This window comes from Vibrio sp. EA2, from assembly GCF_033042495.1.
In the GTDB taxonomy this organism is placed as follows: Bacteria; Pseudomonadota; Gammaproteobacteria; order Enterobacterales; family Vibrionaceae; genus Vibrio.
In genome coordinates this window covers 35,984-51,594 of sequence record NZ_JAWLID010000016.1, presented here as the reverse complement: position 1 = coordinate 51,594, position 15,611 = coordinate 35,984, and the positions used below count along the sequence as shown (strand labels likewise).

The 15,611-nt window shown below is 44.9% G+C and carries 15 protein-coding genes; 14 read left to right on the top strand and 1 reads right to left on the bottom strand.

What is annotated here, in order from left to right:
* Window positions 1-24: 24 nt before the first annotated feature.
* Window positions 25-573: a hypothetical protein gene (locus RXX31_RS21465; protein WP_317591715.1), complete on the top strand. Its 549-nt coding sequence runs from the start codon at window positions 25-27 to the stop codon at window positions 571-573.
* A 106-nt stretch (window positions 574-679) separates the two neighbouring features.
* Here RXX31_RS21465 and nrfA read toward each other — a convergent pair whose 3' ends face one another.
* Window positions 680-2,083 (bottom strand): ammonia-forming nitrite reductase cytochrome c552 subunit, encoded by a 1,404-nt coding sequence (gene nrfA / locus RXX31_RS21460; RefSeq protein ID WP_411197996.1) that lies wholly within the window; start codon window positions 2,081-2,083, stop codon window positions 680-682.
* Window positions 2,084-2,545: 462 nt separating this feature from the next.
* On the opposite strand from nrfA, the gene nrfB reads away from it, so the two are divergent.
* The 13 genes from nrfB to RXX31_RS21395 all read left to right on the top strand — a co-directional run bounded on the left by nrfB (window position 2,546) and on the right by RXX31_RS21395 (window position 15,550).
* Window positions 2,546-3,148 (top strand): cytochrome c nitrite reductase pentaheme subunit, encoded by a 603-nt coding sequence (gene nrfB, locus RXX31_RS21455; protein WP_317591713.1) that lies wholly within the window; start codon window positions 2,546-2,548, stop codon window positions 3,146-3,148.
* A gap of 1 nt (window position 3,149) precedes the next feature.
* Window positions 3,150-3,836, top strand: coding sequence for a cytochrome c nitrite reductase Fe-S protein (gene nrfC, locus RXX31_RS21450; RefSeq protein ID WP_317591712.1), 687 nt, complete (start codon window positions 3,150-3,152; stop codon window positions 3,834-3,836).
* Window positions 3,833-4,804, top strand: coding sequence for a cytochrome c nitrite reductase subunit NrfD (gene nrfD, locus RXX31_RS21445; protein ID WP_317591711.1), 972 nt, complete (start codon window positions 3,833-3,835; stop codon window positions 4,802-4,804). The genes nrfC and nrfD overlap by 4 nt, the downstream gene beginning before the upstream one ends.
* Before the next feature lie 9 nt (window positions 4,805-4,813).
* A complete protein-coding gene (locus RXX31_RS21440) occupies window positions 4,814-6,721 on the top strand; it encodes a heme lyase NrfEFG subunit NrfE (RefSeq protein WP_317591710.1) in 1,908 nt (635 codons plus the stop codon).
* Complete coding sequence (locus RXX31_RS21435; RefSeq protein WP_317591709.1) at window positions 6,699-7,232, top strand: DsbE family thiol:disulfide interchange protein; 534 nt, start codon at window positions 6,699-6,701, stop codon at window positions 7,230-7,232. Before RXX31_RS21440 ends, RXX31_RS21435 begins: the two co-directional genes overlap by 23 nt.
* A 28-nt stretch (window positions 7,233-7,260) precedes the next feature.
* Entirely contained in the window at window positions 7,261-7,629 is a 369-nt protein-coding gene (locus RXX31_RS21430; RefSeq protein ID WP_317591727.1) for a cytochrome c-type biogenesis protein CcmH, read from the top strand.
* Window positions 7,630-7,774: 145 nt separating this feature from the next.
* A complete protein-coding gene (locus tag RXX31_RS21425; RefSeq protein WP_317591708.1) occupies window positions 7,775-7,951 on the top strand; it encodes a hypothetical protein in 177 nt (58 codons plus the stop codon).
* A 269-nt stretch (window positions 7,952-8,220) separates the two neighbouring features.
* Window positions 8,221-8,817, top strand: coding sequence for a GTP cyclohydrolase II (locus RXX31_RS21420; protein WP_317591726.1), 597 nt, complete (start codon window positions 8,221-8,223; stop codon window positions 8,815-8,817).
* 172 nt (window positions 8,818-8,989) lie between these two features.
* Window positions 8,990-10,252, top strand: coding sequence for an imelysin family protein (locus RXX31_RS21415; protein WP_317591707.1), 1,263 nt, complete (start codon window positions 8,990-8,992; stop codon window positions 10,250-10,252).
* A 92-nt stretch (window positions 10,253-10,344) separates the two neighbouring features.
* A complete protein-coding gene (locus RXX31_RS21410) occupies window positions 10,345-11,745 on the top strand; it encodes a di-heme oxidoredictase family protein (protein ID WP_317591706.1) in 1,401 nt (466 codons plus the stop codon).
* A 10-nt stretch (window positions 11,746-11,755) separates the two neighbouring features.
* A complete protein-coding gene (locus RXX31_RS21405; RefSeq protein WP_317591705.1) occupies window positions 11,756-12,793 on the top strand; it encodes an imelysin family protein in 1,038 nt (345 codons plus the stop codon).
* Entirely contained in the window at window positions 12,774-13,856 is a 1,083-nt protein-coding gene (locus tag RXX31_RS21400) for a DUF1513 domain-containing protein (protein ID WP_317591704.1), read from the top strand. Before RXX31_RS21405 ends, RXX31_RS21400 begins: the two co-directional genes overlap by 20 nt.
* Window positions 13,857-14,008: 152 nt before the next feature.
* The gene (locus RXX31_RS21395) at window positions 14,009-15,550 is read left to right on the top strand and encodes a murein L,D-transpeptidase (RefSeq protein ID WP_317591703.1); all 1,542 of its coding nucleotides are present in this window, start codon (window positions 14,009-14,011) and stop codon (window positions 15,548-15,550) included.
* Window positions 15,551-15,611 lie beyond the last annotated feature (61 nt).

The following is a 15,611-nucleotide window of genomic DNA, read 5'->3' as shown; positions in this document are numbered from 1 at the left end:
AGTACAAAAAGGCAGGAAGTCGGAATGAAGAAAAAAGCGTCAAGCCTATTAGTTTTGTTTGTCGGTTTGTTGTTGGTAGGTTGTAGCTCTTCTGAATATCCTAGCTCCTCAGCTTCCGTTTATTATTCGTCTGGCTATTATGATCACTGGTGGTACGATCAACATGACTACTGGGTATATTATTATCCAGGCTGCTGCGATGACGAGCTATCGAAAGAGAAACTTGAAAAGTGGTGGAATGGTTTAGATGAAGACCAACAGCAGTCGATCAAAGACAAAGTCGAAGGTTGGAAACACGATGATATGCCCGCCAATATCGGAAATATTAAGCGCCAGCTAAACGAGCATTGGCAATCGCTTCCCGACGACAAAAAACAACAGCTTCAAACTAAGTGGAACAACCGTCCGGAGCATATCAAGCCTCAAACATTGCAAGGCCAACAGTTAAAAGATAAGACATTAAGCAGGAAAGCATTACCACAAAGAAAGGTGCAACGCCCTGTTACGAAACCAAAACTGAAGCGGCCGATAAACAGACCCCATATTCAAAAAGTACCGAAGATAAGAAGGTAATAAAGTTCACATTTGGTATAGCTACACAAAGGGCGCGAGAATGCGCCCTTTGTTCCTTTCTTTGTTACTTTATCTGCGTTAGTGACTTAAATAATCAGTATAAAGCCTAATACTTTGACTCGCGATCTGCGGCGGCTTTCTCCCAATCTGGAACCACGGTTTCTAGGAAGTCTTTCTTATCTGAGTTCATCTTCTCCATATCCATTCCCAATGCTTGTTGTGCTTTGGCTTTGGTTGAGATATCCGGAATCTGAACGGGTTCAGTAATGCCTTTTTTCGCCAGTAGACGAATCAGCTTAGTACGTGCATCTGCAGCACGGTCAACAGCAGTACCTAATACCTCCAGTGCGACCTCTGGTGCATGCATATGAACGCCATGGGAGGCAATAGCATAGTCCCAACGCCACTGAGCATGGCGGATATCTTGAAGAATCGGTTGCATCTCTTCTTCTGTTGCACCCGCTTTCCAAGCTTCTCCTGCTTCAAAGTGTGCGGCTACAATTTGTTTTTCTGCGGTAAGTTTCATGTTCAGCACTTGAGCTTTACGCGTAGAAACAATGCCTTGAAGCTGTTCTTTAGTTTGGGTATGGCATTGTGCGCAGGTGTCGTCAAAGCGGTCGAATGGGTTACCCACTTTGTGGTCTGTGTAAACAGTGCCGTCCTCTTTGGTGACTTTCGGCATGTGGCAATCCACACACACGACTTTGTTTTTTCCATGAATACCCGCACTCCAGGTTTCAAAGCCTGGATGTTGTGCTTTTAACATGGGTGTTTTAGATACGGCATGTGTCCAGTCTTTAAAGTTCAGTGCGTCGTAGTATCTTTCCATATCATTAACGGTGGTGCCCATATCCCATGGGAATTTGACTGATTTTGTTGGACCGGTAAAGTAATACTCGACGTGACACTGGGCACAGACAGACGCCTGCTTATCTAAACGAGATTGCTGATCAAAGTTTTTTCCGATGGTATCAAAAGCCCGCTCTACATACGGTCGAGTTAATGCGAGTGCAGGCTCGCCGTTCTTAAACGCTTCTGATCGCGTATCGTGGCAGTCTGAACAGCCGATTGGATTGGCGATTTCAGCCCCCAGGCGCGCCCATTTGCCTTCGAAATAGCCATCTTCGCCTCGCTCTTCGATTACGCGTGCCACATCCGGGCTTTTACAACTCCAACAAGCCATCGGCATAGGGCCTGAATCTTCATCGGTTGGTGCACCAGTACGCAGTGTTTGGCGCACATCATCCAACGCGTAAAAGTGACCTCGAGCTTTGTTGTAATCTTTTGCAAATCCATAGCCTGCCCAGAGAATAACCATATTGGGATCTTCACTGAGGGCATCTTCAATATGTTCGCTTTCTGACGTTGCTCTCCACGAGTGGTATTGATCTGGGTGGTTTTGTTCAAAGGTGTCATTGCGAGGATCCATGAGATCTTCTGCCGCCAACGAAGAGCCGGCCAAAAATAATTGGCTGGCGAGTAAGGTCGCAACTGCGATAGGTGCGCTCATCCAGTGTTTTATGCTCACGGTATTATCTCCATTCTTTTTATTAGCAGCGTTGTGAGAGGCTATTCCAAATAAGAATTGGAGATCTACCGCTAATATTAAGGCTTAAATAAAGAGATGAAATAGTGGGCGGAACTTGTCTTGTTTTAGATCAATTTACACTATTGATCTCAATCACGCTTGAATTCATATACCTCTAAAGTGGTAGTTGTAAATTCCTTTTTTAAGCAATGTGTTATCTTTTAGCTATTTTGAAATAGAGTGATTGAGTTCGCTTTTTTGATTACTAATATTACCCCTTAGTAATATTAGGGGTAATATAAATACAGGTTTAGCGTTGTGGCTTTCCGAAATAAGAATTGATGTCATTTGAAGGTATGAAATATATCTTCAGAGGAAATTAATTGTTGCTCGAAAGATAGTTGAGATGAATTATCAATTATTATCGAGCTAAGGAAAGAAAATATGGGCAATATAAAATTGACCATAGAGACAATGCTGAAGCTTCTCTTCGTTTTTGCCATCTATGGTTTTTCCATCGCCGCCCATGCGACTTCTTCAGAGCAAATTGAAGGTGTTCAAGCCGAACGCCATCAAGTCGAATTGATCCGTGACCGAGACTATAAATGTCTTCAATGTCATAAGGACGCGAAAGAAACTCTGAACTTGTCGCATGACCCGCAGGCATTATTGAGTCAAGGTGACCAGCTAAATTGTACCAACTGCCATAACAATATCGGTCCTGAACATCGCGAAGGCGCACCGGATGTAACCAAGTTTTCTGCTGCACAATCTAAAGCGGTGCACGATAAAACGTTCCTCGACCCGAGCTTAATTCTCAAAGCCAATAGCCAGTGTGTGGATTGTCACGCACCTATCAAGCTAAGAGAGAAACATTGGACCCATGATGTTCATGCGAAAAATCTGACTTGTTCAAATTGTCACGATGTTCATGCAGCGAAAACCAAAGTACTGTCTTACGACAGAAAGCAGTTAATTAAGCAGTGTGTTGATTGTCACTCGGAATTTGCCGTCGAACCTGAACTTGTGAAAGAAGAGGAGAGATAGCATGAAATGTTCTAGAAGAAATTTCCTCGCCGGCAGCGGCGCGTTGATTTTAACCACTGGTGTTGCGGGGACTTCCGTTGTGAGCTCTTCTCTTTATGCCAGCGACAGTGAACAAGCTAAGCGTATGGGGATGGTTCACGATGAAAATGCCTGTATTGGCTGTACCGCATGTACCGATGCGTGCCGCGAAGTGAATAACGTTCCGGAAGGAGTGACTCGCCTTAAAATCCATCGCAGTGAACCCATTGGTGAGTTCCCTGATGTGGAATATCAGTTCACTCGTGAATCGTGCCAGCACTGTGAAAACCCGCCTTGTGTGTATGTGTGCCCGACGGGAGCAGCGTATAAAGACGAATCAACAGGGATTGTGGATGTCCATAAAGAGAAGTGTGTCGGTTGCGGCTATTGCCTGGCAGCTTGTCCTTACCAGGTACGCTTTTTCAACCCGGTCGACCACTCTGCGGATAAATGTAATTTCTGCCGCGATACCAACCTAGCGCGAGGTAAACAACCAGCTTGTGTCGAGTCTTGTCCAACTAAAGCATTGATATTTGGTGACTTGAACGATCCAAACAGTGAAGTGAGCAAAGCCATTGAAAACCATGTTGTGTACCGTGATAAATCTCATCTAGGTACGAAACCTAAGCTGTACAAAATTCCGCATAGTAAAGGGGAGGTGTCATCATGAACGGTTTCGAGAATGCTTTCCACTTTGACTCATTAGTCTGGGATTGGATCATCGCGATTTACCTGTTTCTCGCAGGCATGTCGGCTGGTGCAGTCATGATTTCGATTTACCTCAAACGTAAAGTAATAGAAGGAGACCCGGCAAGTAATGGCATTCTGAAAGCGATGGCTTGGTTAGCACCATTTGGTATCATTTCAGGCTTGGTCATTTTGATCTTCCACCTAACTAAACCACTCGAGTTTTGGAAGATCATGATCTACTACAACCCGACCTCCGTGATGTCGATGGGCGTCATCTTGTTTCAAGTTTACATGATCGTCCTGTTTGTTTGGATTGGTGTGATCTTCCGTCATCAAATCATTAACTTCTGCGAAGGTAAATTACCGGGCCGGTTGTTGGATTTTGTCGATGGACTATTAATAAAGGCAGGCAAAGTTAGTAACCTCATTGAGCTGTTCTTAGGCTTTCTCGCGGTACTGCTTGCGGCATACACTGGTTTCCTACTGTCGGCATTGAAAACCTATCCGATGCTCAATAATCCTGTACTGCCAATCTTGTTCTTGTTCTCAAGCTTATCTTCGGGAGCCGCTGCGTGCCTGATGTTCGGCATACTGGTATTTAAAGAGTCAGCGAGCAGCCCGAGCGTTTCTTGGGTGCATGGATTTGAACGGCCAGTCGTATTGTTTGAGTTGTTTGTACTGGTGACCTTTTTTACGGGTTTGATCTTTAGTGGCGGTCAGAACGAAGTTGCGGCTTGGAATGCGATATCCAGTGGCTTCTGGGCACAATGGTTTTGGCTTGGTGTCATACTCATCGGGATGTTAATGCCGCTTACATTGAATTGGTTAACGCCTCAGAAATTACGCCACAAAGGCAGTTATGTGTTTGTTGTAACCGCATTAAGTTTAGTGGGAGTACTGATGCTGCGTACCTTCATTCTCTATGCCGGTCAGATGACCGTGGTGTAAGGTGAGGTGATGGAGGCTGATCTGGGATTCTTCTTACTGATTTTGGTCGCAGTGGCGTCCACATGTGCTGCATTGCTGCATTGGTCTCGTCGTGTGATGAGTAAGAAGATGGTGCTGCCACATCAAGTGGCGATATCACATGTTATCAGTTTAGCCTCTTTGGTTTGCCTGGCCCTTCTGATTGTCTGCTTCGTTAAAGATCAATTTGCATTAGAATATGTGGTCACTCATTCCAATAGCCAGTTGCCAGTGGCTTTTAAGGTGGCCGCTGCATGGGGCGGACATCAAGGCTCAATGCTGTTTTGGGTAGTAACACTGAGCTTATGGGCATCTTTTATCGCGCTCAAATTGCCAATTAATGTCCAATATACCGCTGACTGTCTTGGTATCATGAATGTGCTTATCGCGATATTCGCTTGGTTTACTTTAACGACGTCAAATCCATTCGAGTACGCTCAAGTACTGGCAACGGAAGGGCGAGATCTCAATCCGATGCTGCAAGACGTTGGGCTCATTATTCACCCACCTTTGCTGTATCTAGGTTACGTCGGGTATTCGGCCATTCTTGCTTTTGCTCTGGCTGGGTTAATGAGTAAACGTCCGCTGAATGAATGGTACAAGGTTGCCCATGGCGCGTCTTTTTTTGCCTGGGGTGCCCTCACAGTCGGTATCTTGCTTGGTTCCTGGTGGGCATACAATGAGTTAGGTTGGGGCGGTTGGTGGTTTTGGGACCCAGTAGAAAATGCTTCATTGATGCCTTGGCTAACAGGTACAGCTTTACTGCATAGTGGCGTATTGGCAAAACGCAATAATCGCGCGATTTGGAGTACCTACGCGCTTGCATTTACGACGTTCAGCTTGAGTATTCTCGGTACGTTTGTGGTGCGCTCGGGTGTCCTGACCTCCGTGCATGCGTTTGCCGTTGATCCAACAAAAGGCTTGCTGTTGCTGACGGTTCTGAGCCTGCTCGTGATCAGCACATTTGGTGTGCTTATTATGCGAGGCGATCAAATTCCTCGCTTTAATCTGGTTTCTTTGACCAGTCGAGCTTATACCGCCTACATCGCCATTGGGGTGTTGGTGATTTCCACAGCGATTGTATTTCTTGGAACCTTTTATCCGATGATTTATCAACTTCTTGGTTGGGGCAACATATCTGTCGGAGCGCCATATTTTAATAGTTTGGTATTTCCACTGAGCTTGAGCACGCTTATCGCTCTCGCCATCATGCCTATGTTGAAATGGACCAAAGGAATACAAGAAAACGCGATTCGTTGTCTCGTGCTTGCCTTTGCTTCATCGGTCGTGATCAGCATGGTTTTTGTTGCTAATGTTGAAGAGCTTCATTTGACGACTCTGATTACCTTAGCATTAGCAACTTGGGTTATCTCCGCTCATTTATTGATGTTGATGCGTGTTGAAAACAAGACCAAACTGGTACCGATGCTTTTCGCCCATGTCGGCTTTGCGCTGGCGGCGAGCGGCGCTGTTTTTAATAGTGACTATTCGTACGAGTACAACTTACGTGTCGAGCCTGGTAGCTCACATCAAAGAGCTGGTATTACCATCGACTATCACGGTATAGAGTGGCTCGTAGGCCCTAATTATACTGCAGAACAGGGCCAAGTTAACCTACATCTGCAAAGTGGAGAGACGCTTACCTTCAAACCGGAAAAACGTCATTATCCAGTGAGGGTAATGGGCATGACAGAGCCAGCGATTCAATCGTTGTGGCATGGCGATTACTATATCACTTTGGGGGATAAAGTTGATAAACACGCTTACGCAATGAAAGTTCAGTATCGAGCAGGTATTTGGTGGATATGGTGCGGAGGCGCATTCATTGTGATAAGTGTCACGGGGACTTGGATGAATCAGACAAAGAGGCGTGTTTATGAGATCGACAAGTATGCTTAAACTGGCCGGTCTCATATTGCTCGTGGCAGCGTTTGCTATTGTTGCGACGCGTGCTCTATCAGATAGGCCAAACATTGAAGTGCCACAAAAGAGCGGAGTTGCGATCCCTTCTTTTACCGCTCAATCATTATTAACAGGACAGCGCGTGACGGAGGCGGTATTGGATAACAGAGGTTACGTGCTGTTGAATGTTTGGGCCTCATGGTGTGGTGTTTGTAAACAAGAACATGACGATTTAGTCCAGTTGGCACAACAAGGTGTCCCCATTATTGGTCTTAATTATCGAGATAAAGATAGCGCAGCAAAAAGTTATTTGAACGCTAAACAAAACCCTTATAGCGAGGTGATCTCTGATCCAAACGGCCAACTTGCGGTGGAGTTAGGTGTGATAGGGACCCCTGAAACTTATTTAATAGATCAAAGTGGCAACGTGGTGATTAAATATAGAGGCAAGCTCACCACCGACAAATGGAACTCACTGTTTTCGGAGTATTTTAATGTCTCACTTTAAATATAACTGTATCGTTGTAATCTTTTGTATGCTATTTGCTGCAGGAATAAAAGCTGAGCAAATAAAACAGCATGTAGATCTATTTGAATTCCACTCTGTTGAACTGCAACAAAGGGCTACGATGTTAGCTAAAGCTTTGCGCTGCCCGCAATGTCAAAACCAAAATCTTGTAGAATCAAACGCACAATCTGCCAAGGATTTGAGATTAAAAGTGTATTCGATGGTAAACAATGGCAGCACTGATCAAGAGGTTAAAGATTACTTGGTCAAGAGGTATGGGAATATCGTTCTCTACCAACCTCCATTTAATTATTCAACAGCAGTCCTATGGATCTTTCCGTTATTATTTTTTATCTGCTTCGTTCTATTTTCTGTCAAAATCAGCAAACGCCAATAGTGTGATGATAGTTCCACAATTAAATTCTGAATGTGCAAACATCAAGCAGAATGGTATGATTTTTTTCTATTTTTAAGCTCTAATTAATTAGCAAACTCTGTTGTTTATGCTGGAGTAATAGCAAAAAACTAAATAGGTGCATGCAGTGGATTCAGTTATATCACAGTTAAGAAAGGACTTTTATGCGCACATTCGCGCTATGCAGGCACTAAAGCTGCCACAAGTTACTTCGACTCTCGCTGTTTTGACCGAAGAAGAGATTCAAGAACTCGAAACAGTATGGATAGAGTTTGCCGTTTGGAAGCGTCGCCAGACACACTAACCTGCTTCTTTTTAACGAGAATTTATCAACCCCAGACAAAATTTGTCTGGGGTTTTTTATTGTAGTTTTACGGAAATGTTATATTATAACACTTCGTCAGCGTGGCAGAGGGCACCCATTGTCCTGTATAGCTGAGAGGAAAAGATCTAAGATATAGTGATCTATGCATTGAAAAATGTGGTATCAATCCCCATAGTTGAAGAGCATGAGTGCATCCCATGAATGTAATAGCGAAAGTGCATCAAGAATTAAATCGAGTGAGTGTAGATATGGCTGAAGTACGTGCCAGAGTAGATTTTAAAGTCGGGGTTAAGAGTGATATTGATGCTGAAATCCTGTCTTTCCGTGGTTTGAAAACGGATAAAGAGCATGTGGCAGTTATCTTTAATCAAGCAGACAAGGTTCAGGAAACGCCATTAGTGCGTATGCACTCAGAGTGTCTGACCGGCGATGTTTTTCACTCTTCTCGTTGCGACTGCGGTGAGCAGTTGGAAGAAACGATTCAGATCATGGGCGAGTCTGGTGGTATCATTCTTTATCTGCGACAGGAAGGCCGCGGTATCGGTCTTTACAACAAGATTGATGCTTATCTATTACAAAGTCAGGGTATGAACACCTACGAGGCTAATAACCACTTGGGCTTTGATGACGACTTACGTGACTTCACTGAAGCAGCTCAAATGTTGCAAGCTTTAGGTGTTAGCAAGATCCGTCTGGTAACGAACAACCCGAAAAAGATTCGTGAGCTCGCCGAATACGGGGTCGAAATCGTTGAAGTTGTCAACACTTCTGCTCACATTAAAGATGGTAACGAAAACTATCTAAAAGCAAAAATATCTCATGGCAAACATAACCTAAAGGTTTAGCCTTAAAGATAGAACTGTTAATTCATGTTAAAAGCCTCACATTGATGAGGCTTTTTTTCATCTTAAGTTGCAAATAAATTGTAAATTTGTATTATCTTGTGACTAAAAGTGCAAATGAGAATAATTAGCGCTACCAATACAAAGACAATTTGCTCAACAAGGATGCTTCTAAATGAATGCAAAAACAGTGTTAGTTCAAGCTATTACTGCTTCACTTCTAATTTCCAGTGGTACTGCAGTGGCTGATCAGGTAACTAAGCAAGGTGTTGTTGAACACTATGCAGACGTTGCACATGCGGTATTCTCAGATTCTTTAAAAACGGCTAAAACGTTAGACGTGAAAATTGATGAATTCCTCAATTCACCTTCAGCTAAGAAGCTGGAAGACGTTAAACAAGCATGGCTTGACTCTCGTGTACCATACCAACAATCTGAAGTATTCCGCTTTGGTAACGCGATCGTCGATGATTGGGAAGGGCAGCTTAACGCATGGCCGTTGGATGAAGGTCTTATCGATTACGTCGCTACGGATTACCAATATGAGCTTGGTAACGAAGGCGCGGCGGCGAATATTGTGGCTAACACAAGCCTGACGATTGGTGCTACCAAACTCGACGTATCAAAAATCACACCTGAACTGATTGCCGAGCTAAATGAAGTGGGGGGTTCCGAAGCGAACGTAGCTTCTGGTTACCACGCTATTGAATTCCTGCTTTGGGGCCAAGATCTTAATGGTACTAACGCGGGTGCTGGTCAACGTGCTTACACTGACTTTGTTGTTGGTTCTGATTGCACCAATGGCCACTGTGAACGCCGTGGGGAATACCTCAAAGCGGCTGCTGATCTATTGGTTCAGGATCTGGAGTGGATGGAGAAACAGTGGTCAGCGGATGTGAAAGACAATTACCGTCAGGAGCTACTTGCCGATTCAGCAGACAATGGCCTGCGTAAGATGATGTTTGGTATGGGGTCGCTATCTCTTGGCGAGTTGGCCGGTGAGCGTATGAAAGTAGCGTTGGAAGCGAACTCAACAGAAGACGAGCACGATTGTTTCTCTGATAACACTCACAACTCTCATTACTACAATGATCAGGGTATCTACAACGTATACATGGGGCTTTATAAGCGCCAGGACGGCACGCTTTTGACTGGACCAAGTATTGCAGATCTCGTGTCACAGCAGGACAAACAAGCAGCGAAAGAGATTCAGAAGCAATTTGATGACACGCTTAGCCAAGTGGGTAAGTTGGTGACGTCTGCTGAAAAGAACAACCAACACTTCGACCAACTGATTGCTGCAGATAACGCCCAAGGCAACGCGTTAGTGAATGAAACCATCATGTCATTGGTGGCTCAAACCGGTTCGATTGAACGTGCTGCAGGTATTATTGGCATTGATAGTCTGAGTCCAGATACAGCCGACCACGAGTTCTAAGAAAAGTAGAAGAATTAAGCAAGGGCTCAACTTATCGGTTGAGCCCTTCGCTGTTTGAGCTCGTTGTTATCCATTTCCTTAAGAGCAATGATATGAAGCCATCAATCCCTAGTTATCCCCATCTAGCACTACTGTTTACTGCTGCACTTTCTGCTTCCGTGTCTGCCTATGAGGTGCGTTCGGGCGGAAAGACCAGTGTAAAAAAAGACGGTGCGAATGCCTATTCTCTTCCAGCGGCCAACTTGCCCATGAGTAAACGACTGGATTTTAGTGTCGGAAATAGCTTTTTTAGAAACCCCTGGGTACAAGCGCCCGCTACGACGGATGCGCGAGATGGACTCGGCCCATTATTCAATACTAACGGTTGTCAAAACTGTCATATTAAAGATGGTCGGGGTCACCCTCCAGAAAAAGGGGATCTCCATGCCGTTTCAATGTTGGTGCGTTTGAGCATTCCAGCGGTGACACCAGAGCAAAAAAAAGCGTACATCATTGATGGTGGTATTCCTGAACCAACTTATGGCGGCCAGCTACAAGATTTTGCCCTTCAGGATCAAACACCGGAAGGTAAAATTGCTATCACCTATACCGATGTACCAGTGCAATTTAACGACGGCACAAAGGTGACACTAAGAAAACCGGCCCTAAAGATCACCAACTTGGGTTATGGTGAGATGCACCCGGATACTCAGTTTTCTGCGCGCGTAGCCCCACCAATGATTGGCTTAGGGCTATTGGAAAGCATCCCTGATAGTACCTTACTTGCTTGGGCGGATGAAAATGACAGCAACAAAGATGGTATTTCAGGAAAAGTAAACAAAGTTTGGGATATCGCAAAAGGGGACTTTGCGCTCGGTCGTTTTGGCTGGAAAGCGGGTCAGCCAACATTGATGCAACAGAATGCTGCCGCTTTTAATGGTGATGTCGGCCTCACAAGTCATTTGTTTCCAACAGAAAACTGTACTGCAAAACAAACCATCTGTGATGAACTGCCAAACGGTGGTGCGCCAGAAGTTAGCCAGAACATCCTCGATTTTGTTGAATTTTATAGTCAGCACTTGGCCGTGCCTATTCGCCGCAATGTGGATGATCCACAAGTTCAACTAGGTCAGAAAATTTTTGCTTCTACTGGTTGTGAAAGTTGCCATAAAACCAACGTAAAAACAGCAAAGCGGGCTGAATTACCGGCGCTTTCCGAACAAGAAATTCATCCATATACCGATCTACTGTTGCACGATATGGGGGAAGGGTTGGCAGATAACCGACCTGAATATCTGGCAAATGGTCGTGAGTGGCGTACCCCTCCACTTTGGGGGGTAGGTTATACCGAAGAGGTCAACGGCCACACCTACTATTTGCATGATGGTCGTGCACGCAATGTCATGGAAGCGGTACTTTGGCATGGTGGGGAAGCAGAAGCTGCAAAACAGAACGTATTGGCGTTAAGCAAGAACGAGCGTGACGCGCTGGTGGCTTTCTTAGACTCTTTATAAGGAATCGATCGTGAATAAAAAAATACCAGTTAGTGCAGTGGTTGCTGCTCTGAGTCTGACGGGGTGCCAATCGACATTGAGTTCAGAAGCCAGTCAGGCCGAGAAAACAAGCCACATTTCGCAAAGTGTGTATGAAGTCGAGTATCAATCTGCTTACGCCTTTTTAGCTCAAAGTTCGTCTTTAGAACAAGCTTTCAGTGATTTTTGTGCTTCTGAGGCTAAAGACTCGTCCGCTGTTAAACAACAATGGCATGAAACCATGCGCGCCTGGATGGCTCTACAAGGTCAGCAGCGCGGGCCTGCGAGTGCGTTGGAGCAAAGCTGGAATGTTCAGTTTTGGCCAGATAAAAAGAATACCACCGGACGAAAAATGTCGGCACTAACCAAATCGGATCAAGTCTGGAGTGCACAACAGATCTCAACGCAGAGCGTGACGGTACAGGGCTTGGGGGCACTTGAGTGGTTACTTTACGATAGTGGTTCGACACTGGAAACGAACAGTAATACTTGTTCCACTGGCGTTTCGATTGCGAAAAATCTCAATGCTAAAGCCAAGCTGATTGCGCAAGCCTGGGGCCAGAACCCATGGAAAGCAATGCAAAACACGCAGTGGGAGTCGGAGTACATTTCACTCCTGTCGAACCAGCTTGACTACAGTATGAAAAAGTTAAGTCGTCCGATGGCGAAAATAGGTCACCCGAGACCGTACTTTTCAGAATCTTGGCGTTCGGGCACCTCACTGGTGAATCTGAAAGCAAACGTGCAAAGCATGCAAACCTTATATTTTGCCAACGGAAAGGGTTTGGATTCACTGTTACGTGAGCAGGGCAAATCGTCACTTGCAGATCGAGTTACTCGTCAGTTTGCGATGACACTTGATAGCTGGCCTGAAGAGAATAGTTTATTTACCGCACTTCAAACGGTAGATGGCTACCGAGCTGTACTGGCTCAGTACAATAAGTTAGAGCAATTGAAGTACCTCATTCATGAAGAGGTAGCAATCGAACTCGGCGTGGTTATAGGATTTAATGCTACCGATGGTGACTGATCAAACAAGACGCACATTACTTAAAGCCGCTCTATTTGGAGCGGCAGCCCCATTACTGCCTTTTGGTTGTGCTAGTACGACTCCACGCAAACCCGCTCTGATTGGATGTTCAATTATAGGCCGTGATAAATATGCTGCCGTTGTCGCTGACGAACACGGTATGCTGATTTCTAAGCTGCCTATCCCAGAGCGTGGTCACGGAGTCGCAATCAATCAACAAAATCATGCGGCAGTGTTCGGTCGTCGGCCGGGTAACTTTTTTATGGTGTTTGACTATCGAACAGGGCAAGTGATAAAGCTGCAATCTGCACAAGCAAACCGTCATTTCTATGGTCATGGTGTTTACTCCCACGATGGGCACTACCTGTTCGCGACAGAAGGTGAAAGGGGAACAAGCCGAGGTATTATTGGCGTTTACGATGTGCGCAGACAATATCAGAAGATTGATGAGCTATCAGGTTTTGGTATCGGACCACATGAGGTCATTATGATGCCCGATGGCGCATTAGCGATAGGTGTTGGTGGTGTACATACTAATGGGCGTCAGCCTTTAAACCTTGGCACGATGACGCCAAGTCTGAGCTACCTTTCTCAAGATGGACAACTGCTTGATCAAGTTTCTCTACCGGATCATAAGTTGAGCATTCGTCATCTAGCGCATGATGGCTCTGAAACCGTATTATGCGGCCAGCAATATCGAGGTGAGCCAGATGAATACCCTGCGTTGATTGCAATGCATACGCGCGGTGGGGAAATGTCAGAACTACAAGCAGAGCCTGAGGAGTGGGCTCGGTTCAATCATTATGTTGCCAGCATTGCTGCGACTGAGGATTGGATATTAGCCACTTCTCCTCCGGGTAGCTGTTATGGCATTTGGTCTAAATCGACTGGCAGATTAGTGGAACTGAACGCATTACCCGATGCATCCGGTGTTGTGATCTATGGCGATGAGTTTCGCATCAGTTCTGGCGCAGGCAAAGTCATAGAGCAACAACCAACAGAATTCAAAAATACATTTTCCAGCGGTATACAGTGGGATAATCACTGGTCTAGGGTTGTATAAAAAGCGCGCTAATTGATAGTTTTATGTGAAACTTATCGGAAAAAATATTGTCGAGTTCTTATTTTTAAAGCAGCAACCTGTGAGATATTTGCCATACTTTCTATTAAGGCAAGTAGGTAAGGGTTGTATCAGTGTTTGCTAAGGTTTTAATAATGACGGCACTTTTAGTGCCGTTTTGCAGCTTTTCTACTGCGGTTTCTCTTGATACTGCTGCACAAGTAGAGCAAGAGGGGGCGGTTAAACAGCTCTCGATTGAAAAAATGATCCACTATCCCTCAGTGGTGGATCAACTGTACCAGACCAACAATTACCGTTTGAATTGGCAAGATGAAAGTGATGTAGAGCAGTTCATTTTTCAATTGAATATTGTTGCACTTGCTGACGTTACCAAAGAGTTTGACAACCAACTTCATAGAATCAACCAGATAAGATGGCAAGGTGACAGCCTCGATTTTGATTTGGTGATGACCGATTCACTGCTGATGTATCTCAGCTATCTAGAGCAAGTACCTCATGAAGGGGTTAACTGGCTGTTTGCCAATAAAACGCAAGTTGAACTTCCTCCTCCAAGTATCGATACTTTATCGGTTCTTAGCAATGAGCTCACGGTTGGTAAGCTCGATCAGTTCTTATTGAGTCTGCGTTCTCCTCTGCAAATGGATCGAGACTTCAACTCGGCTTACTCTACTTTATCTGAGCACGCGCAATACCAATACCCGATATATCAACAACAAGGGTTACTTCGTACCGGTGATCCAATCACAAACAAAGCCGCTTTGACCGAACGTGTTGCAATCGTTGGTGTGGATGTCAGCTATGTTGATCTTAACGATCCGTTGTATGACGAGGACCTAGAGTTAGCAGTAAAAGAGTTTCAACGTATACATGGTTTGAAACAAGACGGTATTATTGGCCCAAATACCATTCGCTGGATTAACTTCTCTCCTAAGCAGCGTATGCATTTACTGGCACTGAATTCAGAACGCTCAAGAATATGGGCGAAAGAGAGAGACAACGTCGTCTTTGTTAATGTGCCAGGGTATCAAGTGACCTACTGGCATGATGGTCAACCACTGTTTGAGTCTAAAGTCGTCGTCGGTAAGCGCTCGAGAAAGACACCGATCATGACGGTCAACATGGATTCGGTTATTTTGAATCCGACATGGAATGTGCCATGGTCAATCATGGTGAGAGACATCATTCCGAAAGTTAAACGCAACCCGATGTACTTGATTCATAATAACATTCAAATCATTCGCTCATGGACCTCGCGAGAGATCATTGATCCGACCACGATCAACTGGGCTACAGTTAATCCAAGAACGTTCCCGTACCGGATGCGTCAGGCTTCTGGATCGCAAAATGCGTTGGGCTTGTATAAGTTCAATATGCCAAACCCGCAAGCCATTTATTTGCACGATACGCCAAGCAAGAACTTGTTTGAACAAGATCGTCGCGCCTTCAGTTCTGGCTGTGTTCGCGTGGAAAATGCTGATCAATTAGCGGAGCTGCTTTTCAAAACACAGGGGCTGGAAGAGCGCTTTGCGAAGAAACGAGAAAGTGTTAGCCGCTCTAATACGTCGGTTCCGTTAGGCGAGCGTATTCCGGTTCACATCATCTATCAAACTGCGTGGTTAGAAGAGGGGACGCTTTATTACCGTGACGACATTTATTCTTACGATAATCAAGGGTAATGGCAGGGTAAACCTTTAAGTAAATTTACACTTCTGAAAATTTACTTTTTGTTCAATTAGT

Coding starts and splice junctions, on each gene's coding strand:
- RXX31_RS21465 (WP_317591715.1), top strand. CDS start 25: ATGAAGAAAAAAGCGTCAAGCCTATTAGTTTTGTTTGTCGGTTTGTTG.
- nrfA (WP_411197996.1), bottom strand. CDS start 2,083: ATGAGCGCACCTATCGCAGTTGCGACCTTACTCGCCAGCCAATTATTT.
- nrfB (WP_317591713.1), top strand. CDS start 2,546: ATGGGCAATATAAAATTGACCATAGAGACAATGCTGAAGCTTCTCTTC.
- nrfC (WP_317591712.1), top strand. CDS start 3,150: ATGAAATGTTCTAGAAGAAATTTCCTCGCCGGCAGCGGCGCGTTGATT.
- nrfD (WP_317591711.1), top strand. CDS start 3,833: ATGAACGGTTTCGAGAATGCTTTCCACTTTGACTCATTAGTCTGGGAT.
- RXX31_RS21440 (WP_317591710.1), top strand. CDS start 4,814: ATGGAGGCTGATCTGGGATTCTTCTTACTGATTTTGGTCGCAGTGGCG.
- RXX31_RS21435 (WP_317591709.1), top strand. CDS start 6,699: ATGAGATCGACAAGTATGCTTAAACTGGCCGGTCTCATATTGCTCGTG.
- RXX31_RS21430 (WP_317591727.1), top strand. CDS start 7,261: ATGCTATTTGCTGCAGGAATAAAAGCTGAGCAAATAAAACAGCATGTA.
- RXX31_RS21420 (WP_317591726.1), top strand. CDS start 8,221: ATGGCTGAAGTACGTGCCAGAGTAGATTTTAAAGTCGGGGTTAAGAGT.
- RXX31_RS21415 (WP_317591707.1), top strand. CDS start 8,990: ATGAATGCAAAAACAGTGTTAGTTCAAGCTATTACTGCTTCACTTCTA.
- RXX31_RS21410 (WP_317591706.1), top strand. CDS start 10,345: ATGAAGCCATCAATCCCTAGTTATCCCCATCTAGCACTACTGTTTACT.
- RXX31_RS21400 (WP_317591704.1), top strand. CDS start 12,774: ATGCTACCGATGGTGACTGATCAAACAAGACGCACATTACTTAAAGCC.
- RXX31_RS21395 (WP_317591703.1), top strand. CDS start 14,009: ATGACGGCACTTTTAGTGCCGTTTTGCAGCTTTTCTACTGCGGTTTCT.